Source organism: Allofournierella sp., from assembly GCF_017889395.1.
Classification (GTDB): domain Bacteria; phylum Bacillota; class Clostridia; order Oscillospirales; family Ruminococcaceae; genus Allofournierella.
Genome location: NZ_JAGHKE010000019.1, coordinates 1 through 21404, shown reverse-complemented (window position 1 = coordinate 21404; position 21404 = coordinate 1). Strand labels below are relative to the sequence as shown.

Sequence of the window (21404 nt, the reverse complement as noted above, 5' to 3'; positions counted from 1 at the left end):
GAGTCTGTTCCCCGCCTTTGTTCTCGTCTTTTTTCAATCGTTAGGAGGTTCATTATGATCAATACCGCTGCACTGGAACAGGCCTACCAGGCTTCCTTGGACAAGATCCGCCGCAACTGCCCTGTGATCGGCGTCAGCTTCCCCCATGTGGCAATCGGCCCCCACGGGGAATACAACAGCGAAAAGCCCAATTTCTGGACCGGCGGCTTCTGGGGCGGCCTGCTGTGGCTGGCTTACCGGGAAACCTTTGACCCGAAGCTGCTGGAAACAGCCATCGCTCTGGAGCAGGTGCAGGACCGCCCTCTGGATGAATACATGCACATCCACCATGACGTGGGCTTCATGTGGCTGCCCACCGCCGTGGCCCATTATCGCCAGACCGGCTGCCCGGAATCCCGTGTGCGGGGCCTGAAGGCCGCCAGCCATCTGATGGGTCGCTTCAATCTGAACGGGCGGTTCATTCGCGCCTGGAACGACGAGGTCTTTGAAGACAGCCAGGGCTGGGCCATCATCGACTGCATGATGAACATTCCCCTGCTGCACTGGGCCTCCAAGGAACTGAATGACCCCCGGTTTTCTCAGGTTGCCGTTGCACATGCAGACACCGTGCTGAAAAGCTTCCTGCGTCCGGACGGAACCGTTCCCCATATCGTGCACTTTGACCCGCAAACCGGCGAGAAGATCGAAAACATGGGCGGGCAGGGCAAATCCGCCGACTCGGCCTGGTCCCGCGGGCAGGCATGGGCCATTTACGGCATGGCGATCTCCTATCGCGAAACCGGCCATCAGCGTTATCTGGATGCGGCCAAGAAGGTCGCCCGCAAGTTCTGGTCCTCCCTTCCCGACGACAAGGTCCCCTATTGGGACTTCTGCACCGAAGAGAAGGACACCTGGGTGAAGGACAGCTCCGCCGCCTGCTGCGCCGCCAGCGGAATGCTGGAGATCGCCCGCCTGGTGGACGACCCGGAGGAGTCCGCCTTTTTCACCAACTGCGCTCTGGAACTTTTGCAGAGCATGGTAGATCATTGCGCCTGTTTTGACGACACCACCCAGGGAATCATTCGGTACGGCACGGTAAGCTATCCCGCGAACCGCCATGTGAACGTACCCATCATCTACGGCGACTTCTTCTTTGTGGAAGCACTTGCCAAGTGGAAAGGACTTCCCGGTCTGTTTTAAATGAGGTGACCGCCATGAAGCATCATCTGATCATGATCGTTGCCGATCAGCTGCGCTGGGATGTTCTGGGCAAGGGCCACACCCCCAACATCGACTCCATTGCCGCCGAAAGCGTCTGCTTTGACCGTGCCTACTGCGCGAGCCCGCTGTGCGTGCCTGCGCGGGGCGCCCTGTTCACCGGCTGCTGCCCCAACACAAACGGCAGCCGGATCAACCCCTGGTTCGCCCAGGATGCGGCCAGCGGCCAGGTCCACGCGGGGATCGAGCATCTGTATCATCTGATGGAACACCACGGCTGGGACTGCCTGCACAGCGGAAAGCAGCACCTTTTCACAGAGGGCGGCAAGCTGGAGGATGATCCCGGCAGCAAAACCAGATGGCTTTCCACCGAGGAAAGCTACAAGCAGTTCCTGGCAAACGCACAAAAGCGCGCCCCCGGCGGCCCTCGTTTCCGCACCCCTGTGCCGGAGATGGCAGGCGGGCGCTACACCCGCCTTTGCAACTACTCCAACGCCGAGACCGGCTGCTACGAAGAGGGGCCTGCCTTTTATTTCGACGGGTATTTCACCGACCGGGCGCTGGAAGGGCTGCGGCAACGCGATCGCTCCAGGCCGCTTTTCCTGAGCGCCATGTTCCTGGCCCCTCATCCCCCGTTTGACATTCCGGACCCCTGGTATTCACAGCTGAGTGAAGCCGATGTGTGCCTGCCCGAAAACGTGGGCCGCTGGTACCCCTATCAATCGCCGCTGCAGATGTACAATCTGACGGGCGTGGTGGGCAGCCGCTATACTCTGGGCCAATGGAAGGAAAGCTGGCGCGTTTATCTGGGGCTGGTGCGTCTTTTGGACGATTGCGTGGGCCGCATTCTGCAGGAGCTGAAGCGCCAGAACATCTACGACGACTGCCTGATCGTTTTCACCTCGGATCATGGCGAAATGCTGGGGTCTCACCGGCTGTTCCAGAAGATGTGCATGTATGAGGAATCCGCGCATGTTCCCCTGTACATCCGCCTGCCCGGCAAGGCACACGCCGGCCAGCACGTCAGCCGGCCCGTCAGCCACATCGATGTGCTTCCCACCCTGTGCCACTATCTGGAGCTTCCCACCCCTCCGTGTGAGGGCCGCTGCCTGGACGAGCTGATCCGTCATCCCGACCAGGCAGCGCAAAAGGATGTCTTCCTCCAGTTTGACGGAAACGGCGCACTGAGCAATTTTCAGCGCTGTATCGTCCACGGCTCCCACAAGCTGATCGCGGATGTTTTCAAGGACGAGGTCTATTTTGAGCTGTACGATGTGGAAAGCGACCCGCAGGAGACACAGAACCTTCTGTTCACTGCAGACTGCCTTCCCCTGGCACAGAAAATGCTGGAGCTTCTGCTGGACCACATGCGCCGGACCCACGACTCGCTTCGGCTGCCCAGCACGGATCTGGCCGCATTCGTGCGCCATTATCAACCGCTTGAAGCAAAGCAGGGGGTACTTGTATGACACGCGACGAAATCCACGAACTGAAACGCCTTTCCTTTCTTTATCATCCCGAGCGCATCCGGCAGCTTCTGGCGCAGGCCGATCTGGTGTGCGCCAACACCTTTGTGTTCACCCGGCGCTGGGACATGGAAGCCACCCATCAGCCCGTGACCTTCCAGGGCCCCATCTGCTGGCGCTATCTGGAAACCGGCGATGTGGAATGGCCGGTCATGCTGGCCCGGCAGAGCTACCTTCTCGATGTGGTGCTTGCCTATCTGCTCACCGAAGACCGAAAATATCTGGACTGCTTTGTGCGCGTCGTGCAGGAATTCATCGAGAACTGCCCGCGCTCCGAGGAAGAAAACCACAACAGCTGGCGCACGCTGGACACCGGCATCCGCGCCGCTGTGTGGGTGCGCTGCCTGGAGCTGCTCCAGCCCCTTGACCTTCTGTCCCCCGGCTTTCTTTCCCTTGTGCGCGGCAGCCTGAAGGAGCACTTCGACTTTCTGTTCCAGTGCATGGACGCCTACCATCTTCTGAGCAACTGGGGCGTTCTTGCCAACCACGGCGCGGTTTTTGCCGGGACCTGGCTCGTCGGGCAGGGCTCGGCGGAAATCGCGGACCGGCTGCCGATCCTGTGGGAACGGTTGGGCCGGCAGATCCATATACAGGTTCTTGCGGACGGCGTTCACTGGGAGCAGTCCCCCATGTACCACCACGAGGTGCTCTGGTGTTATCTTGAGCTGATCCACCTGGCAAAGCAGAAAGGCCTTGCTCTGGATGAGGAGCTGTTGGCCAGAACGCATGCCATGTGTCTTGCCACGCTGGGCGAGGCAAAGCCCAACCATCACCAGCCCATGCGCGGCGATTCGGACAACACCGATGTGCGGGATATCCTCACCTTTGCAGCCTTCCTTTTCCAGGACGCACAGCTGCGCTCCGGCAGTTACGACCAGCCGGATCTGGAAAACCTCTGGCGGATGGGCGCGGCCGGAGTCCGGGCCTATCTCGCTTTGCCCTGCGCCCAGGCGGCAGACCGGGGCCAGGCCTTTGCCCACAGCGGCAACTACTATTTCCGCTGCGGGCAGGGGGAAAAGGCTGCCTGGGTGCGCTTCCGCTGCGGGCCCCTGGGCAGCGGCCACGGCCACGCCGATCTGCTTCACCTGGATCTGAGCGCAGACGGGGCGGACATTCTAGTGGACCCCGGCCGGTACACCTATGTGAACGGGCCCATGCGCACCGGCTTGAAGGCATCCTCGGCGCACAATACGCTGCGCATCGACCAGGAGGACTTTACCGACTGCTGCGCCTCCTGGCGCTTCGGCCGGATCGCCAAACCGATCAAGGGCGAATACTTCGAGAACGACCGTTACGGATATGCGAGCGGCATGCATCTGGGCTACGCGCACAAGGGGCTTTTCGTGCGCCGGGAAGTGGTTTATTGCAAGCCCGGCATCCTGGTGTTGTTCGACAGCATCTTCGGCGTCGGCGAGCATCAGCTGGAGCAGAATTTCCATTTTGGTCCGGGCAAGGTTTCTCTCACCGCCAACGGTGCCGCATTTGAAAACGGAGCGGTGCGCGCGAGGGTCCAGAGCTTTGCGGTCCAGCCCGCGCTTTCCCTGCACAAAACTCCCTATTCCCCCACCTACAACCTTCTGCAGCAGACCGACTGCCTGCGCGTGCAAAGCCTCTTCCCCCAGAACCAGGGGCTCCTGACCGTGATCGGCTTTGGCGAAAGCGCGGACTTTGTGGCGGAAAAGATGCCCATTACCCAGGCGCTGGACCACAGCCTCCTGACCGATGAGGACGCACAGGCCGTTTCCATCTCCTGCCCGGCCGGTCAGCGCGCGGTCCTGTTCTCCCGCAAGGAGATCATTGGAAAAGGCAATCTTCTTTGCGCCGCAGACAGCTGCGGCTATGGTCAAGCCATCGTATTCGAGCCAGACGCCCAGCCCTTCGTGCTGAGCTGGTAACTATTTAAAGGAGCATTATCATGAAATTGTTATGGGGCGACATCCACAATCATTGCGGGATCACTTACGGCTACGGCAGCCTGAAAAACGCACTGGAGCGGGCAAAAAGCCATCTGGATTTTTGCGCCGTGACCGGCCATGCCATGTGGCCCGATATCCCCGACCGCACAGAGGAAACCGCATTTGTGGTGGACTTTCATCAGGCGGGATTTGAAAAATTGAGAGCGCATTGGGATGAGGTTGCCGCGCAGCTGGCCGCCTGCAACAGCAAGGAGCTTGTCACCTTCCAGGCATACGAGATGCACTCCAGCGAATATGGCGATCACCATATTGTTTCCCCCAGCGACAGCCTGCCGCTGATCTATCGGGACTCCCCCGCTCAGCTGAAAGAGGACTGCAAGGTCCCCGCGCTGACCGTCTGCCATCACATCGCCTACACCCCGGGCTACCGGGGGATCAACTGGGACAAATTCGACGAAACGGTTACGCCGCTGATCGAGGTGTGCTCCAAGCACGGCTGCGGCATGAGCGAGACCGCACCCTATCCCTATTACCACAATATGGGCCCCCGCGACAGTCGGAACACCGTTTACGAGGGTCTTCGGCGGGGATACCACTTCGGATTCGTGGGCTCCACCGACCACCATGCCGGCTTCCCCGGCTCCTACGGCGATGGAAAAATGGCCGTCTGGGCGGAGGAGAAAACCCGCGAAAGCATCTGGCAGGCCATGCTGGCACGCCGCACCTATGCGGTGACCGGCGACCGCATCGAGTGCGAATTTTCCGTGAACGGCGCCCCCATGGGCTCGATCCTCTCCCCGGATGACGACGCGCCCCGCAGGATTGAATATCGCGTCAAGGGCTGCTACAAGCTGGACAAGGTGGTTATTTTCAAAAATCTCCGTCCCATCCATATCGACGAGGGCCTGATGCTCTTCCCCTCCCCCGACGACAATCATTACAAGCTTCGCATCGAGATGGGCTGGGGCAACAACAAGACCGACCTGTTCCGCTGGCTGGGCAATGTGACCGTGGAAAACGGCAGCATCCTCAGCGTTGAGCCCTGCTTCCGCGGGCGCAGCGTTCTGGCTCCCTCCTCCACCAACACCGACGGCTTCGACGATGTGAACGACATCGACAGCAAGCTGCTGGAGGTGAGCGCACAGCGGGCAAGCTGGCAGTGCTTCAGCGTGAAGAATGTCTCTCCGCTGCATCCTCTGACCAGCTCCGTCATTCTGGAGCTGGAGGGCAGCCCCGAAACACAGCTCACCATCGATGTGAACGGCCACCGGCAGACCCTCACCGTAAAGCAGCTGATGGAGGGCGGCTACAGCGCCCACATGAAGCCCTATCACTCGCAGGCCTTCAAGGTCCATCCGATCTTCACCGAAACCGAATATTCGGTCAGCGGGACCTTGACGGACGACACCCACGGCGGAAAAGACTTCTATCACATGGAGGTCTATCAGGCCAATGGCTCCTGTGCATTTGTGACTCCCGTATATTTTGGATAAAAGGAAGGCCGTTCCATGGATGAATTTCTCGCAATCGACATTGGCGGGACCACGCTGAAATACGCTCTGGTCCGCGCCGACGGAAGCATTCAGCCGCTTGGCTCTTTGCCCACCGGCGCCGCCATGACCCGGGCGGAGCTGGCGCAGAGCCTGCGCAAGATTTTAAACGACCCGCAAACCCGTTCCATCCGCGGCATAGGCATCAGCTCGCTGGGAATCGTTGACCCGCAGCGGGGCATGGTCTGCGCCGGAGTGGAAAATCTGCCCGCCCTGCAGGGCTTCTGTCCGCGGTCCTTTTTCGATGAGGCGGGGTTCGCTCAGCCGGTCTGCATCGTCAACGACGCATCCGCGGCCGCACTGGGGGAGCACTGGCTGGGCGCCGCACAGGGGCTGGACAATTTTCTCTGTGTGGCCTTCGGCACCGGCATCGGCGGTGGACTGGTGCTGAACGGCCGGCCCTGGAACGGCAGCAGCTTCTGCGCCGGTGAACTCGGCTATTGGGATTACCTGGACGACCGGCATTACTGGGAGCTGGAGGATTCCGCCATTGCACTGATCCGCAAAGCGCAGACGCAGAGCGGCTGCCCTGACCTGACCGGAGAAGCGTTCTTCGAGAGGCTGCGCCTGCAGGACCCTCTGTGCTGTGATCTGTTTGAATCCTGGGCGCAAAAAGCCGGACGGATCTTCGCCAACATCACCCTGCTGCTCGATCTGCAGGCGATCCTGGTGGGCGGGGGAATCTCTGCTCAGAAGGAGATCCTGACCCCTGCTTTGCAGGCCTGCATGGACCGCTGCCTGCCGCCCCATTCCCGCGGCCGCTGCAAGGTATCCTCCGCTCTGCTGGGAAACCGCGCCGCCCTGCTGGGCGCGGTCCGGCCGCTGCTGCCCTGAGCAGCCCGCAAGGCCGCGACTCCGGGGGGCTGTTGCAAAACGAAAGTTGCGCAACAGTCCCCCGGTTTTATGTCAAAAACAAGCTCACGAACCCCCATATCCGCCCAGCAGCCGGGCGGGCCACGCCTTCGGCCGGCGCAAAAAAATCCTCCGCAATGCACCTTGAGAAAAGAAAGGTTGTGTGCTATCATTATTGTGTATTGGTATGCTCTTTTCTTTTTTCCGGAACAGGGCATGCGAGGAACCGCACAAAGGAAAACGCATCCGATCCGTGCGCAACGGGCGGAAACAGCGCCGATTTCAGCGCGCTGCACCCGCCCACTCTTGGACCCGCAAGAAAAATTAAGGAGATAGATCGAATTATGAAATTAGGTATCGTGGGCCTGCCCAACGTGGGCAAGAGCACTCTGTTCAACGCCATCACCAGCACCAAGAACGCCGCCGCGGCCAACTACCCCTTCTGCACCATCGACCCCAACACCGGCATCGTGCCCGTGCCGGACGCCCGGCTGGACAAGCTGGCCGAGATCTGGGAGACCAACAAGAAGACCCCCGCCATCGTGGAGTTCGTGGACATCGCCGGTCTTGTAAAGGGCGCTTCCAAGGGCGAGGGCCTGGGCAACAAGTTCTTGGGCAACATCCGCGAGTGCGACGCCATCGTGCATGTGGTGCGCTGCTTCGGCGGCACCGACATCGTGCATGTGGACGGCAGCGTGGACCCTCTGCGTGACATCGAGACCATTGATACCGAGCTGATCCTGAGCGATTTGGAGGTTGTTTCCAACCGGGCTGCCCGCTTCGCCAAGGCCGCCAAGACCGGCGACAAGAAGGCCGGCGCCTCCGCTGCCTGGCTGGAGCAGCTGGCCGATCATCTGGGCAAGGGCAAGAACGCCCGCAGCTTCGACTTCGACCTGGACGATGAGGACCAGGCTCTGCAGCTGAAAGAGATGGGCCTGCTCACCTACAAGCCGGTGATCTACGCCGCCAACATGAGCGAGGACGACCTGATGGAGGGAATGGACGAGAACGTGCACTACCAGGCCGTGAAGAAGCTGGCCGCCGAGGAGGGCGCGGAGTGCATTCCCATCTGCGCCAAGACCGAGGAGGACATTGCCGACTACTCCCCCGAGGAGAAGAAGGAGTTCCTGCATGAGATGGGCATCGAGGCCACCGGTCTTGACAACCTGATCAAGGCCAGCTACAGCCTGCTGGGCCTGATCTCCTACCTGACCGATGGCAAGAAGGAGTGCCGCGCCTGGACCATCCGCAAGGGCACCAAGGCTCCCCAGGCCGCGGGCAAGATCCACTCCGACTTCGAGCGCGGCTTCATCCGCGCCAGCGTGGTCCACTACGAGGACTTCGCCGCCTGCGACTTCAACATGGCCACCGTGAAGGCCAAGGGCCTGCAGCACACTGAGGGCAAGGAGTACGTGGTGCAGGACGGCGACATCATCGAATTCCTGTTCAATGTTTGATTTAGATTTAAAGGAGGACGCAATGGAGATCATCGGCATCATGGGCGCCATGCCCGACGAAGTGGAGCAGCTGTGCGCCTTGCTGGACGGTGTGTCCATCGAGCCCTACGCCGGGGTGGAATACCACCGGGGCATGCTGGGTGACAAGCAGGTTGTTGTCTGCTGCGCCGGTATGGGCAAGGCCAACGCCGCCGCCACCACCCAGGTACTGATCACGAAATTCGGCGCACAGCGCATCATCTTCTCCGGCATCGCCGGCAACATGACCTCCAAGATCGGCATCGGCGATGTGGTTGTGGGCAAGACCGTAGTTTACCACGACGCCCAGGACGACATGATCGCCCAGTCCGCCCCCTTCACCGCCGAGTACCCCGGCGATGAGGAGATGGTCAAGGCCGCCATGGCCGCCTGCGAAGAGGTGGGCGTGAAGGCCATCGCGGGCAAGATCGCCACCGGCGACCAGTTCGTGGGCGACAGCGCCACCAAGAACGCCATCGCCGCCAAGGTAGACCCGGACTGTGTGGAGATGGAGGGTGCGGCCGTGTCCCAGATCGCTGCCAAGAACAACGTGCCCTGCGTGGTGCTGCGCGCCATGAGCGACAACGCCGACGAGGCGGGCCACGAGGTTCTGGTGGTAAAAAAATTCAGCATCAGTGAATACGTGACCACTGCCACCCGCATTGTGGCCCGGATGCTGGAGACCCTGGACTGAGCCAGCGCAAAACCAGCCGCAAAACAAACGCAAAGGGACGGTGCAGGCCCTGCCGCCTGCGCCGTCCCCTTTTTCAACAATTCTTTTCTTCCTGCTGCCGGGGCGAACCGGAAAAAGCCTCCTTGCGACAGGGCTTTTCAGCGTTTTGAGCGCGGAAAAGTTTTCAACAAATTCAGCGCCGGGTCGTGGAAAACTCCGCGGCTCGGCCTTTTTTCGTCCCTCTTTTTGCCGCTGCACACCCGGCTTTCGGCCGCTTGCGGCCCAAACGGCAAAAACCCGAACAAACAGTTCGTCGACATTTGCCCCCCTCTGCGTTATGCTGCATGAAAAGGGGGAATTTATTCAATGAAAGGAAGTTACGCAACCCGGCGGGCCGCCCGCCGGAAACCGGCTGCTGCGGAGGAGGGCGTTGTGCTTGATCCGTTATCAGATCGTTCGACAAGAGCTTGAAGCACCCGAGCTGGGCCGCTATGTGAGCTATGGCATCGAGGCGGTGGCTCTGCCCGGCGGCGAGCAGTTGGCTTTTGTTCCCGATGTTTCCACCGACTCTTCCTTTGCAGCGGCTCTTGCGGACCGCTGCACCGAAGGCGCCCTGGACCCGGCCCAGCTGCTGGACGTGGTGCTGGACGCCTTGTAACCGTTTTTCTGCGCCCGCCCGGGCGCGCGCATCCATTCCAAAAGGGCAGAAGACGGTCTCCGTCAAACGGAGCGGCTCCTGCCCTCTTTTTTGCTTTGATTTACAAAAAGTCCCGCATCTGGCGGGCGGTGCGCTCCTCGAACTGCTGCAGCTCATTCAGCAGCCCCAGCGCGCCGGTGCTGGCCGCCGGGTGGTCCTTGCGGGCCTTCTCGCAGTCCATCACGCCCTGGTTGGCCCCCTGGATGACCATATCCGCCAGGTTGCGGGTGGAGCGGTCGGTGAGGGTCTCGGTCCAGATGCCCATTTTGGACATCAGCTTCACCGCCGGGCTCTGGCCGTGGCTCTGCTCGCCCAGTGCGGCCATGGCCGCGTGGGCCTGCTGGTTGATGCGGCGGTACTCCTTCTGCTGGGCCAGCAGACTGGCCTTCAGGTGCGTATCGTCGGTCACATCGATCAGCTGGTCCAGGCTGTTTTTTCCCATCTCGGTGTTGCGCACGATCTCGTTGAGCACGGCCTGATTGTCGTTGTCGCCGTGGTTCTGGTCGTTTCTTCGTTCACTCATAAAAAAGCCCCCTTTGAAACTGGCTGGCGAGGCAAGCTTGCCCCGACTAAAGCCAGTGTTCCCAAAGGGGGTTTTGTTTATTCCTTTGCGGTCTTGGAGGCGGTCTTTTCCGCCGGTTCCTCCGCCTTTTGGGCGGGCTTTTGCACCGGGACCACCGGCCGGGCCTGCTCCGGCTCGGGCAGCGGCGCGCAGCGGCCGTAACGGGCGCAGGTGCGCCGGATGCGCTGGGCCAGCGCGGGGGCAAAGGCGTCCTCTTTGGCGCGCCAGGTCCAGTTGCCCATACCGGTGCCGGGGGTGTTGATGCGGCCCTCGGCCCCCAGCTCCAGCCAGTCGGCCATGGGAATCACCGCCAGATCGGCGCAGCTGGACAGCACGCCCCGCAAAAAACCCCGCACCGAGCCCTCCATGGCGTTCAGGCCCAGATAATTCTTGGCCTGGGCCAGCTCCTTGGGATCGCCGTTTTTCAGCCAGTCCCGCAGGGTGGTGTTGTCGTGGGTGCCGGGGTAGACCACGCAGTTGTGGATGTGGTTATGGGGCAGGTACTCGTTCTCCGCCGTGCCGCCGAAGGCGAACTGCATCACCTTCATGCCCGGGTAGCCGCTCTCCTTCAGCAGCACCCGCACGCTCTCGAACAGATCGCCCAGGTCCTCGGCCACGATGGGCAGCTTGCCCAGTTTTGCCTCCAGCGCCCGGAACAGATCCATGCCGGGGCCGTATTCCCAGTCGCCCACCCGGGCGTTCTCCCGCCCGGCGGGGATGGCGTAATAGGTATCGAAGGCGCGGAAGTGGTCGATGCGCAGCCGGTCGTACATGGTGAGGGCGTGCTCCACCCGGCGAATCCACCAGGCGTAGCCGCTGGCCTTGTGCTGGGGCCAGTCGTAGAGCGGGTTGCCCCAGAGCTGGCCGTCCTCGGAGAAGTAGTCCGGCGGGCAGCCCGCCACCCGGGTGAGCTTGCCCTCCTCATCCACCTGGAACAGCTTGCCGCCGGCCCAGGCATCGGCGGAGTCCGCCGCCACATAGATGGGAATGTCGCCCAGAATCTGCACGCCCTTATCGTTGGCGTAGGTCTTCAGCGCTATCCACTGGCGGTAGCCCTGGTACTGCAAAAAGCGCCAGAAACCCAGTTCTTCTGCGTTTTCCTTGCGCAGCTGCTCCAGCGCCTGGGGCTGGCGGGTGCGCAGCGGCGCGGGCCATTCCGGATAGGCCTTCATCTTCTTCAGGCCCTTGGCGGTCATGTAGAGGGCGTAGTCCTCCAGCCAGTCCTCGTTCCAGAAGCAGAAGGTGTAGTAATCGTCCGGCAGCCAGGCCTGAAAGCGCTCATAGGCCCGCCGCAGCACCGCAAAGCGCCCCTCGTACAGAGCGCCGTAATCCACCGCCTCACTGCTTTCGCCCCAGTCGATGGTGCCGTACTCTTCCTTTTCCAGAAGGCCCTCATCCCGCAGGGTGTCCAGGTCGATGAAATAGGGATTGATGGCAAAGGCCGAGCAGCTCTGATAGGGGCTGTCACCGTAGCCGGTGGGCGAAAGGGGCAAGATCTGCCAGATCTGCTGGCCCGCCTGGGCCAGAAAGTCCACAAAGGCATAGGCCTGTTTGCCGAAGCTGCCGATGCCGTAAGGCCCCGGCAGGCTGGACACAGGCATTAAAACGCCGCATTCCCGCATAACAACCGCTCCTTTTTCGCTGTGTGGCCCCGGGGCTTCCCCCTCACGGCGCGCCGGAGCCTTTTTATAGAATTGTTCTTATTATAGCATAAACGGCGGCAAAATGGCATCGGTGCGCGCAAAGTATGGCTCTTTTGTGCTATAATAGATGCACTCAGCGGATACCCTGCCCGCGCGCCGCGGGCTTTTTTGCACAAAGGAGCTTTTTTATGACGCAGACCGAAGCGCTTTATTATATTCAGCCGCCGGTGGGCGAATTTACCGCCCGGGTGCTCAGCTGCACCCCGGAGGGCGAAGCCTGGGCCGTGACCCTGGACCGCACCGCCTTTTACCCGGAGGGGGGCGGCCAGCCCACCGACCGGGGCACCCTGGGCGGCGCGGATGTGCTGGACGTACACGAAAAGGGCGGCCAGGTGATCCACCGTCTTTCCGCCCCGCTGGCAGAGGGCGAGACGGTCACTGGTAACGTTGACCTTGACCGCCGGCTGGAGATGAGCCAGCAGCACACCGGTGAGCACATTCTGTCCGGCACGCTGCACGCCATGTTCGGGGCTGAAAACGTGGGCTTTCACATCGGGCAGGACTACCTGACCATGGACACCAGCGTTCCCATCTCGGACGAAGGGCTGGCCGAGGCCGAGGCCCGGGCCAACCGGGTGATCTGGCAGAACGTGCCGGTGGAGGCGGTGTGGCACTCAAAAGAGGCGCTGGCCGACCTGACCTACCGGAGCAAAAAGGAGCTGGAGGGCCCGGTGCGCATCGTGACGGTGCCCGGGGCGGACTGCTGCGCCTGCTGCGGCACCCACGTGGAGCGCACCGGCCAGGTGGGCATGGTGAAGATCATCGACTGGCAGAACTATAAGAGCGGCGTGCGGCTGTTTGTGGTGTGCGGCGTGCGGGCGCTGCGGTACTTTGAGGCCCAGCGGGCGGAGGCTGCCGCCATCCGGTCCACCCTGTCCGCCAAGGCGGGCCAGTTGGCCGAGGCGGTGCAGCGCCAGAGCGGCGAGCTGGAGGCCGCCCGCTACCGGGCAGTGCAGGCGGAGAACGAGCTGTTCGCGGTTCTGGCCGAGGGCGTGCAGCCCGGTGAATCCGCCATTCTGCTGCGGCCCAACCTGAACCCGGACGGCCTGCGGCGGCTCTGCGCGGCGCTGAGCGAGCGCACCACCGGCCTTTGCGCGGCCTTCAGCCCCACCGAAAACGGCACCCTTGCCTATGCGCTGGCCTGCACCGCGCCGGGGGCGGACCTGCGTGGGCTGTGCAAGCAGCTGAACCAGGCCTTCGCGGGCCGGGGGGGCGGCAAGCCCGGCTTTGTACAGGGCAGCCTGACCGGCGAGTTCGACGCGGTACGAGCCTTTCTGCTCGAGACCGCCCAGTCCTGAACGACTTTTTCAGACAAACACTTGTGAAGGAGAACCATAAAACATGAGAATGCGATTCAAACCCTACGCCCGGCCGGAGCTGCTGGCCTGCGACTACCACGCCCACGCCCCTCTGGAGAACAAGGGCCGCTGGCACAGCGTCTTTGCCCGGCCCCAGCAGCCGGTGCACCTGGAGCTGGGCTGCGGCAAGGGCGGCTTTCTGGCCCGGCTGGCCAGCGCCCACCCGGACATCAACTATCTGGGCATCGACATCACCGATAAGGTGCTGATCCTGGCTAAGCGGAACATCGAGCGCATCTACGCGGAAAAGGGCATGACTCCGGACAACGTGATGATCATGAGCCTGGACATCGAGCGCATCCTGAACGCCTTCAACGAGCGGGACACGGTGCAGCGCATCTACATCAACTTCTGCAACCCCTGGAACAAGAAGCTGGCCCACAAAAAGCACCGGCTCACCCACACCCGCCAGCTGGCCCTCTACCGGACCATTCTGGAGGAAAACGGCGAAATTTACTTCAAGACCGATGACGACGACCTCTTCCGGGACAGCCTCGCTTACTTCCCCGAGGCGGGCTACGAGATCGTGTGGAAGACCTTCGATCTGCACGCCGAGGAGCCGGAGTGGAACATCCGCACCGAGCACGAGGCCATGTTCACCGAGCAGGGCATCCCCACCAAGGCGCTGATCGCAGTGAAGAAGCCCATGACCCGCGACGAGCTGGCCGCGGCCATCGCCGCCCGCAACCAGCGGGACAAGGAGGAAAGCGCTGCCATCCGCGCCGAAAAGGGCATTCAGTAAGTTCTTTCCTTTAATAAATAATATAAAACCGCCCTTTTCCATTGTTCGGAAAAGGGCGGTTTTTGCGTATTGTTCAGCACTCAAAGTCGCAGACGGTGCGGCTCTTGGCAATGGTGCCGATCCAGTTCTTGATGGCCACATGGGGCTCGAAGTTTTGGTAGGCCTCCAGCGCCTCGCGGCTCTCCAGCTCGGCGATCAGGGCCACGTCGCAGCCCACGAAGCCACGGCCCACCTGGGCGCTCACAAGACCGGGGGCCTGGCCCACCAGGGCCTCCAGCTGCTCCTTCATTTTGGCGGCATTGGCGTCCGCCTGGTCCTTGTCCGCCAGCTCCCACAATACAATATGTTTAATCATTTTTATTCTCTCCTTTTTGTATTGAAATATGAATCAAACAGCTTCAAGCCCGGTCCAGCAGGGGGATGACCCGGGTCAGGTCCTTCAGAATCGCTCCGGCCAGGGCCTCCAGCTCCGCGTCCGGGCCGGTCAGGTCCGGCACCATCACGGTGAAGCAGCCCGCCGCCGCGCCTGCCCGCACCCCGGCAGGGCTGTCCTCCAGAACCAGGCAGTTTTTCGGGTCCTTGCCCGCCAGCGCCGCCGCCTTCAAAAACACCTCCGGGTGGGGCTTTGAGCGGGTCACCTCATCGCCGCAGACCGCGCCCAGAAAATACCGGTCCACCCTCGCCCGCTGCAGGTGGCCCCAGGCGCTGTCCCGTGTGGTGCTGGTGGCCAGCACCGCCGGGATGCCCCGCCGCTCCAGCTCGGCCAACAGCTCATACAGCCCCGGCTTCACCGGCAGACCGTCCTCCTCGATCCATCGGGCCATGATGGACCGGCAGACGGTGCGCATGGCGTCAAAGTCAAAATCCTCGCCAAACACCTCTCGGCACACCTGGGCACAGCCCTGCCGGTTGCGGCCCCGCAGCCGGTCCACGATTTCCGGCTTCATGGGCACCCCCATCTGCTGCCCGGCCAGCAGCCAGGCCTTCTGGTACATCCGCTCGGTGTCGAACATCAAACCGTCCATATCAAACAATACCGCTTCGATCATAGCTTTCTCCCCGTTTCGTCAGGCTCTTTCCCCTGTTTGTGTTATGCTCACAGCGGGCCCTTCACCTTTTCGTCGAACTCTTCCTCGCCCTCGTCCTCCTGCGGGCGGATGGTCAATTCCCCCAGGCCCATGTCGTTGTGCAGGATGCTCCCTGCCCCAATGGCTCCCCGGCCGTACTTTTTGCGGATGGCATCCAGGCTTTTTTCCAGCTTTTCCCGCTTAGGGTCGGTTTTGGGCGCGTCGTCGAACAGACTCTGCTGCACCGCGAAGGGCTCCTCGGTAATGGCCAGCGCAGTGACGGTGAGCATCCGCACCGGGCGGGCCATGTCCCAGTTTTTCTCCATCAGCTCCCAGCAGGCGTTTGCCAGGTCCCGGGCCAGATGGGTGCTCATGGGCAGCTGCTTCTGCCGGGTGATGGTTTTCAGGTCCGGGTCCCGGATGGTCACCTGCACCGCCCCGGCCCAGACCCCGTGCCGCCGCAGCCGCCCGGCCACCTCGTCCGCCAGCACGTTCAGCGCCGAGCGGATCTCCGCCGGGCCCTTGATGTTGCGCCGGAAGGTGGAGCCGTTGCCCACGCTCTTGATGGGCTCCTTCTCGCCCCAGCGGCGCACCGGGGCCTCGTCCTCACCCCGGGCGTAGCGGCTCAGCTCCAGCCCCAGCTTGCCCAGAGCTTCGGCCAGAGCCTCGGGCCGGGCCGCCGCCAGCTCGCCGATGGTGGAAATGCCCATGCCGGCCAGCCGCCGCTGGGCCGAAGCGCCCACATACAAAAGGTCCCCCGCCGGCAGCGGCCAGACGATCTGGTGGAAATTTTCCCGGGTAATGAGGGTGGTGGCATCCGGCTTTTTGTAGTCGCTGCCCAGCTTTGCGAACACCTTGTTGAAGCTCACCCCCACCGAGATGGTCAGCCCGGTGGCCGCCTTCACCTCGGCCCGCAGCTGGTCCGCCAGCGCTGCCGGGCTTTCGGCAAACAGCTGCCAGGTGCCGGTCACGTCCAGCCAGCTCTCGTCGATGCCGAAGGGCTCCACCCGGTCTGTATACTTACGGTATATTTCATTGATGATTTTCGAGTACTTACGGTAATATTCCCGATGGGGCGGCAGGAGAATCAGGTCCGGGCATTTGCGCTTTGCCTGCCAGATGACCTCGGCGGTCTTCACGCCCATCCGCTTGGCGGGCTCGTTCTTGGCCAGCACAATGCCGTGTCGGCCCTCCGGGTCACCGCAGACGGCCACGCATTTGTCCCGCAGGTCCGGGTGGCGCAGCAGCTCCACACTGGCATAAAAGCTGTTGCAGTCACAATGAAAGATCCAGCGGTCCACCCGGCAGCCCCCCTTTTTGCAAATTTTTCATTTTTCTTTTCTGATTATATCACGCGAAGGCAGTAGGATGCTATAATGTTAGGGTGGCGCTTTGTAATTCTGTACCCGTGCATCCCGCGGCGCCGCTTTACGAGAGGTGGTATCTGAATGGAACATTCCCTGTACGCGATTCTTTGGTACTTTTTGATCTACGCCTTTCTGGGCTGGTGCCTGGAGGTGGTATTCTGCACCGTGCGCACCGGCAAATGGGTGAACCGGGGCTTTCTGAACGGACCGGTCTGCCCCATCTACGGCTTTGGCATGGTGATCGTACTTACGGCGCTGGAGCCGCTGGCTCACCGGCCGCTGGCCCTGTTTGCGGGCAGCGCCCTGCTCACCAGCGCGCTGGAGCTGGTGACCGGCTGGGCGCTGAAAACCCTGTTCCACACCACCTGGTGGGATTATTCCAAACGGAAATTCAACCTGGGCGGCTACATCTGCCTGAAATTCAGTCTGGCCTGGGGTCTGGTGGGCATGTTCGCGGTGAAGGTGCTGCATCCGCCGGTGAACCGCTTTGTGGAATGGATGCCCCGGCCGGTGGGCCTTGCGCTGCTGGTGCTGTGGCTGGCGGTCTTCGTAGCCGACGTGGCGGTAACCCTGCGCACCCTGATCGGCCTGGAGCGTGACCTGGGCGAGCTGGAAAAGGTGGTGGCCGCCCTGCGCAAGGGCAGCGATGCCATCAGCCGCAACCTGGGCGACGCGGCCCTTGCGGCGGACGAAAAGCTGGAGGAGGGCCGTCAGGCTCTGCCCCAGAAGCTGGCCGAACTGGAGGCCCGGCGGGACTTTCTGCAGGCCCGCATTCTGGACACCCGGCTCTTCGGCGCGGCCCGTCTGATGAAGGCCTTCCCCGCCATGAAGGACCTGCGCCACAGCGAGCTGCTGGCCGAGCTGAAGGAGACCCTGCACCAGCGGCTGCACCGCTGATTGATCTGCAAACAAACGCCCTTGCTGCTTTTCACAGCAAGGGCGTTTTGTTTTGCGGTTCAGCCCGCGTCCAGCTGATTCAGGGTCACGGCCCGGGTGTGGGCCACCGGAGTCCATTCCACCTTCCGCACGCAGGCAGCCAGGGCAATGGGCAAATAGGTAGCCATATAAAACGGAAAGGTGAAGATGCCCGCCAGCTTCTGGGCGGCGGGGGCCTGGATGCGTTTCCACTCGGTACAGGTGGTCAGCGCCGCCATGGCCATCATGGAAAGATAGCCACAGACAAGGATTCGGCCCAGCGCGGCCAGCGTTACCAGCGCCCCGCCGGAGACCACCGCCCCCGCGGCGGCAAAGCCCAGGGCCAGCAGGTTGAACAGCACCGGGGCGATGCGGCTGATGAGCAGGTCGGCGCAGGACCAGCTGCCCCGCAGCGCCGCCCGGCCCATGGCCGGGCCCCGTTTTGCCATCACCTGCAAAAAGCCCTTGCACCAGCGCAGCCGCTGGCGCACGCTCTGGCGAAGGCTCGCGGGCTGCTCGTCAAAGTATTCCGCCTGGGGGCAGTAGGCAATGCGCCGCCCGGCGATCATCTGCACGGTGGAGAACTCCAGGTCCTCGCACAGGCAGTGCCAGGGCCAGCCGCCCGCATCCCGCAGAATCTCCTCGCTCACCAGAAAGCCGGTGCCGGTCACGTTGCCGCTGAAGCCCAGCAGGGTGCGGGGCGCGTTCAGAAAGCGCACCTCCCGGATGAAGCACAGGCCCTGGCCCGCGGCCACCCAGCCCCAATAGTTCTTGGTGTTCCGGTAGCCCGCCACCACCGGGCAGCCGGTGGAGAACACCCCGTCCAGCCGGCGCACAAAATCCGGCCGGGCCAGGTTGTCCGCGTCAAAGAGGATGTAACCGTCGTACCGCTTGCCCTCGGCCCAGATGCGGTGCAAAAGGAAATCCAGCGCGTAGCCCTTGCCTACCCGGCTCCGGTCATGCCGCTCGAACACGGTGGCCCCGGCCTTGCGGGCCAGGTGGGCGGTGTCGTCGGTGCAGTTGTCCGCCGCCACATACAGATCCAGCACGCCGGGGTAGTCCTGGGCGCGCAGGCTTTCCAGCAGGTTCGGCAGCACTGCGGCCTCGTTGCGGGCGCAGATGAGCACCGCGTATTGGTTGGTGCAGGGCCCCGGCTTCCAGCGGGGCGTTCTGATAAGGCTCAATAACGTGTAGCCCAGCTGGTAGGCGCAGCAGATGCCCATCAGCAAAAGCCAGAAACGGCTGATCGAAAAAAACAACTCTGCCATGGTATCGACCTCCCTGTTTGGCAAGGGTGTGCGTGGGGGGTATATTCCGCCCGCTCATGCCCATGCAACGAGGGTTTACTGCCGGATTCTTCACCGCCGGGGCATAATTTTGGTTTCTTTGCAGAAACTTCATATATTCCGCCCCGGAACGTGGTACCATAACAAAAAGGGACGCAATTGTGTCCGATCCTCCGCCGGGGGTTTTCCGGCGGTAGAATGAGGTGTTATCTTGTCATCTTCCATTTCCATTCTGGTGACCCTGAACGAGCATTACCTGCCCCAGCTGGAGGTGATGCTCACCTCTCTGCACGCCTCCAATCCGGGGGAGACCGTGTCGGTCTGGCTGATCCATCGCTCGCTCACCCCCGCCCATCTGGCCCGGCTGGAGCGTCGCTGCGGCCTGCTGGGCTTTTCGCTGCATCCGCTCACCGCGGGCGAGGAGCTGTTTAAGGACGCGCCTCTCACCCGCCAGTACCCCCAGGAGATGTACTACCGGCTGCTGGCCGGTCAGCTGCTGCCTGCGGAGCTGCACCGGGTGATCTACCTGGACCCGGACATTCTGGTCATCAACCCGCTGCGCCCGTTGTGGGAGCTGGACCTGGAGGGGCGGATGTTAGCGGCGGCGGCCCACACTGGCAAGACCGAGCTGGCCAACAGCGTGAATCAGGTAAGGCTCGGCACCAACCACGGCTACTTCAATTCCGGCGTGCTGCTCATGGACCTGGACGCGGCGCGGCGCTTCATCGACCCGACCGCCCTCTTCGCCTTCACCAGAAAGCACGCCCGGGAGCTGCTATTCCCGGACCAGGACCTTCTGAACATGCTCTACGGCGAGCGGGTGCTGGCGCTGGATGACGCGGTGTGGAACTACGACGCCCGCAACTATAACAACTACTACCTGCGCAGCGGCGGCGACTGCGACATGGACTGGGTGTTCACCCACACCGCCGTGCTGCACTTCTGCGGCAAGGCAAAGCCCTGGAAGCCGGGCTATCACCGCCGCTTCGGCCCCCTGTACAAGCACTACATGCGCCTGACCGCGCTGGCGCTGCCGGAATAATTCCAGACAAAAGCAAACCGCCCCCGGGCTGTGCGTTCCGCACAATGCCCGGGGGCGATTTTTGTTTCAATCCAATCAAACGGCTCAGGCCTGCTTGCGGGGAGCACGGCGGTGCAGCAGCTGACGCAGCATGCCCAGGATGCCCTGCAGATTGAACAGGCAGATCACCGCGGTGAGCAGGGTGCACCAGACCGGCCAGCCCGGCGTCTCCTGCAGCATGAACACCGTCTCCACACCGATCAGCACGCAGTTGATGGTCAGGCGCAGCGGCGCAAAGCTCATCTGCATCAGGCCGCGGGTGTTGATGGCCCGCAGCACAAACACGATGAAATAGCTGATGAGGCTGGCCAGGGTGGCGCCGTTGGGGCCCATCAGCGGGATCAGCACCCAGTTCAGCCCGGCGTTGGCAATGGCGCCCGCCAGCATGGTATACAGCGACAGGGTGCTGCGCTTTTCCACCATGTAGATGCTGTTCAAAAACTGGTTGAAGCAGTTGAACAGGGTGGCCAGGGTGAGCATGGGCACAAACTGCCAGGCATCGTAGAAGTTGGATTTGAACATGAACATCAGCGGGCGGCAAAGTAGAATGATGCCGCTACAGCAGCAGAAGAGCAGCGCCTGATAGATGGCGAACACCCGGCTGAAGAAGGCGGCGCGGCCCTTTTCCTCGGTCACGGCGGACAGCTGCCAGGCCTCATAGAAGATGGTGCCCAGCACCGTGAGGATGGTGGGCAGAAAATAGCCCACGCCCAAAAGGCCGGTCCAGTATTCGCCGGTCTGGCCCTGGTAGCCCTCGCACATGGCCTGCACAAAGAACAGATCGCTGGCGTTGATGATCCAGAAGCTGATCTGCGCCGGGACCATGGGCAGCGCGTAGCGCATCATCCGGCCCCACAGCTCCCTGTTGAAGCTCTTCACATGCAGGTAGCGGCGCAGGTTCGCCACCAGGAACACGAACAAAGCGCTCAGCGCGTCGCTGCAGATGATGGCCAGGATGTACCCGGAGGCTCCCATCTTCATGCCGGACAAAAACAGGATCATAAAGCCCAGGTTGGTGGCGCTGCACAACACGCCGTCCACCGCCACCAGCCGGTTCAGCTGGCGGCTGCGCACAAACTGGGTGCACAGGGTGCGCAGGCAGCTCACCAGCACATGCACATACAAAAGCAGTGCATAATCGCTGAACAGCGGGATCAGCCGCAGCACCGGGTAACAGATGAGCATCAGGGCAAAGCCCATGCCGATGGTCACCAGGCCATTTGTGAACACCTGACTTTTGCTGTTGGCCTTTTCCAGGCCGAAGCGGATGATGGCGAAGCTCACACCCATGCTCACCAGCGGGATCAGCAGCGAACCGATCTGCTGGACCAGCTTGGTGATGCCCACCTCGTCCACCTCGCCCATGGCGAAGGTGATGTATGGCTGCAAGATGATGCTGAGCAGTTTGGAGGAAAAGTTGCTGATGGCGAACAGCAT

General features: G+C 62.1%; 19 protein-coding genes. 12 read left to right on the top strand and 7 right to left on the bottom strand.

Going from position 1 to position 21404, the window contains the following annotated elements:
• The first annotated feature begins 54 nt into the window (after window positions 1–54).
• The 8 genes from J7G73_RS03735 (at window position 55) to J7G73_RS03700 (ending at window position 9847) form a co-directional block, all read left to right on the top strand.
• Window positions 55–1179, top strand: a complete 1125-nt coding sequence (locus tag J7G73_RS03735) for a glycoside hydrolase family 88 protein (protein ID WP_087293151.1) — start codon at window positions 55–57, stop codon at window positions 1177–1179.
• A 14-nt stretch (window positions 1180–1193) separates the two neighbouring features.
• On the top strand, window positions 1194–2666 hold the full coding sequence (locus tag J7G73_RS03730) for a sulfatase-like hydrolase/transferase (RefSeq protein ID WP_291245281.1): 1473 nt from the start codon (window positions 1194–1196) through the stop codon (window positions 2664–2666).
• On the top strand, window positions 2663–4618 hold the full coding sequence (locus J7G73_RS03725) for an alginate lyase family protein (RefSeq protein ID WP_291245280.1): 1956 nt from the start codon (window positions 2663–2665) through the stop codon (window positions 4616–4618). The genes J7G73_RS03730 and J7G73_RS03725 overlap by 4 nt, the downstream gene beginning before the upstream one ends.
• Window positions 4619–4638: 20 nt before the next feature.
• Window positions 4639–6132 (top strand): DUF3604 domain-containing protein, encoded by a 1494-nt coding sequence (locus tag J7G73_RS03720; RefSeq protein WP_291245279.1) that lies wholly within the window; start codon window positions 4639–4641, stop codon window positions 6130–6132.
• Between the two features lie 15 nt (window positions 6133–6147).
• Window positions 6148–7023: an ROK family protein gene (locus J7G73_RS03715; RefSeq protein ID WP_291245278.1), complete on the top strand. Its 876-nt coding sequence runs from the start codon at window positions 6148–6150 to the stop codon at window positions 7021–7023.
• Between the two features lie 362 nt (window positions 7024–7385).
• Window positions 7386–8498, top strand: coding sequence for a redox-regulated ATPase YchF (ychF, locus tag J7G73_RS03710; protein ID WP_087293162.1), 1113 nt, complete (start codon window positions 7386–7388; stop codon window positions 8496–8498).
• A gap of 22 nt (window positions 8499–8520) precedes the next feature.
• The gene (locus J7G73_RS03705) at window positions 8521–9210 is read left to right on the top strand and encodes a 5'-methylthioadenosine/adenosylhomocysteine nucleosidase (RefSeq protein WP_291245277.1); all 690 of its coding nucleotides are present in this window, start codon (window positions 8521–8523) and stop codon (window positions 9208–9210) included.
• A gap of 415 nt (window positions 9211–9625) precedes the next feature.
• Window positions 9626–9847 carry a hypothetical protein gene (locus J7G73_RS03700; RefSeq protein WP_291245276.1) on the top strand — a complete coding sequence of 74 codons (222 nt, stop codon included), beginning with the start codon at window positions 9626–9628 and terminating at the stop codon, window positions 9845–9847.
• Between the two features lie 100 nt (window positions 9848–9947).
• On the opposite strand, the gene J7G73_RS03695 is transcribed toward J7G73_RS03700, so the two are convergent.
• Window positions 9948–10409, bottom strand: a complete 462-nt coding sequence (locus tag J7G73_RS03695; protein ID WP_087293168.1) for a hypothetical protein — start codon at window positions 10407–10409, stop codon at window positions 9948–9950.
• A gap of 77 nt (window positions 10410–10486) precedes the next feature.
• On the bottom strand, window positions 10487–12070 hold the full coding sequence (malQ, locus tag J7G73_RS03690) for a 4-alpha-glucanotransferase (RefSeq protein ID WP_291245275.1): 1584 nt from the start codon (window positions 12068–12070) through the stop codon (window positions 10487–10489).
• Between the two features lie 209 nt (window positions 12071–12279).
• Here malQ and J7G73_RS03685 point away from each other — a divergent pair, with 209 nt between their 5' ends.
• Together J7G73_RS03685 and trmB are read left to right on the top strand one after the other, a co-directional pair.
• A complete protein-coding gene (locus J7G73_RS03685) occupies window positions 12280–13449 on the top strand; it encodes an alanyl-tRNA editing protein (protein ID WP_291245274.1) in 1170 nt (389 codons plus the stop codon).
• Window positions 13450–13492: 43 nt separating this feature from the next.
• Complete coding sequence (gene trmB / locus J7G73_RS03680) at window positions 13493–14251, top strand: tRNA (guanosine(46)-N7)-methyltransferase TrmB (RefSeq protein WP_087293174.1); 759 nt, start codon at window positions 13493–13495, stop codon at window positions 14249–14251.
• Between the two features lie 73 nt (window positions 14252–14324).
• Here the strand turns inward: trmB and J7G73_RS03675 are convergent, their stop codons facing one another.
• Genes J7G73_RS03675 through J7G73_RS03665 form a run of 3 tightly spaced genes read right to left on the bottom strand, consistent with a single transcriptional unit; the run spans window position 14325 to window position 16619 of the window.
• A complete protein-coding gene (locus tag J7G73_RS03675; protein ID WP_087293176.1) occupies window positions 14325–14606 on the bottom strand; it encodes a Dabb family protein in 282 nt (93 codons plus the stop codon).
• 43 nt (window positions 14607–14649) lie between these two features.
• The gene (locus tag J7G73_RS03670) at window positions 14650–15300 is read right to left on the bottom strand and encodes an HAD family phosphatase (RefSeq protein WP_291245273.1); all 651 of its coding nucleotides are present in this window, start codon (window positions 15298–15300) and stop codon (window positions 14650–14652) included.
• A gap of 47 nt (window positions 15301–15347) precedes the next feature.
• Window positions 15348–16619 (bottom strand): DNA polymerase IV, encoded by a 1272-nt coding sequence (locus tag J7G73_RS03665; RefSeq protein WP_087293180.1) that lies wholly within the window; start codon window positions 16617–16619, stop codon window positions 15348–15350.
• A 147-nt stretch (window positions 16620–16766) separates the two neighbouring features.
• Here J7G73_RS03665 and J7G73_RS03660 point away from each other — a divergent pair, with 147 nt between their 5' ends.
• Complete coding sequence (locus J7G73_RS03660) at window positions 16767–17582, top strand: putative ABC transporter permease (RefSeq protein WP_087293182.1); 816 nt, start codon at window positions 16767–16769, stop codon at window positions 17580–17582.
• 59 nt (window positions 17583–17641) lie between these two features.
• Here J7G73_RS03660 and J7G73_RS03655 read toward each other — a convergent pair whose 3' ends face one another.
• Window positions 17642–18868 (bottom strand): glycosyltransferase family 2 protein, encoded by a 1227-nt coding sequence (locus tag J7G73_RS03655; RefSeq protein WP_291245272.1) that lies wholly within the window; start codon window positions 18866–18868, stop codon window positions 17642–17644.
• A 229-nt stretch (window positions 18869–19097) separates the two neighbouring features.
• On the opposite strand from J7G73_RS03655, the gene J7G73_RS03650 reads away from it, so the two are divergent.
• A complete protein-coding gene (locus tag J7G73_RS03650) occupies window positions 19098–19928 on the top strand; it encodes a glycosyltransferase family 8 protein (protein ID WP_291245271.1) in 831 nt (276 codons plus the stop codon).
• Between the two features lie 84 nt (window positions 19929–20012).
• Here the strand turns inward: J7G73_RS03650 and J7G73_RS03645 are convergent.
• A partial coding sequence (locus J7G73_RS03645; RefSeq protein WP_291245270.1) for a lipopolysaccharide biosynthesis protein occupies window positions 20013–21404 on the bottom strand: 1392 nt, incomplete at its 5' end.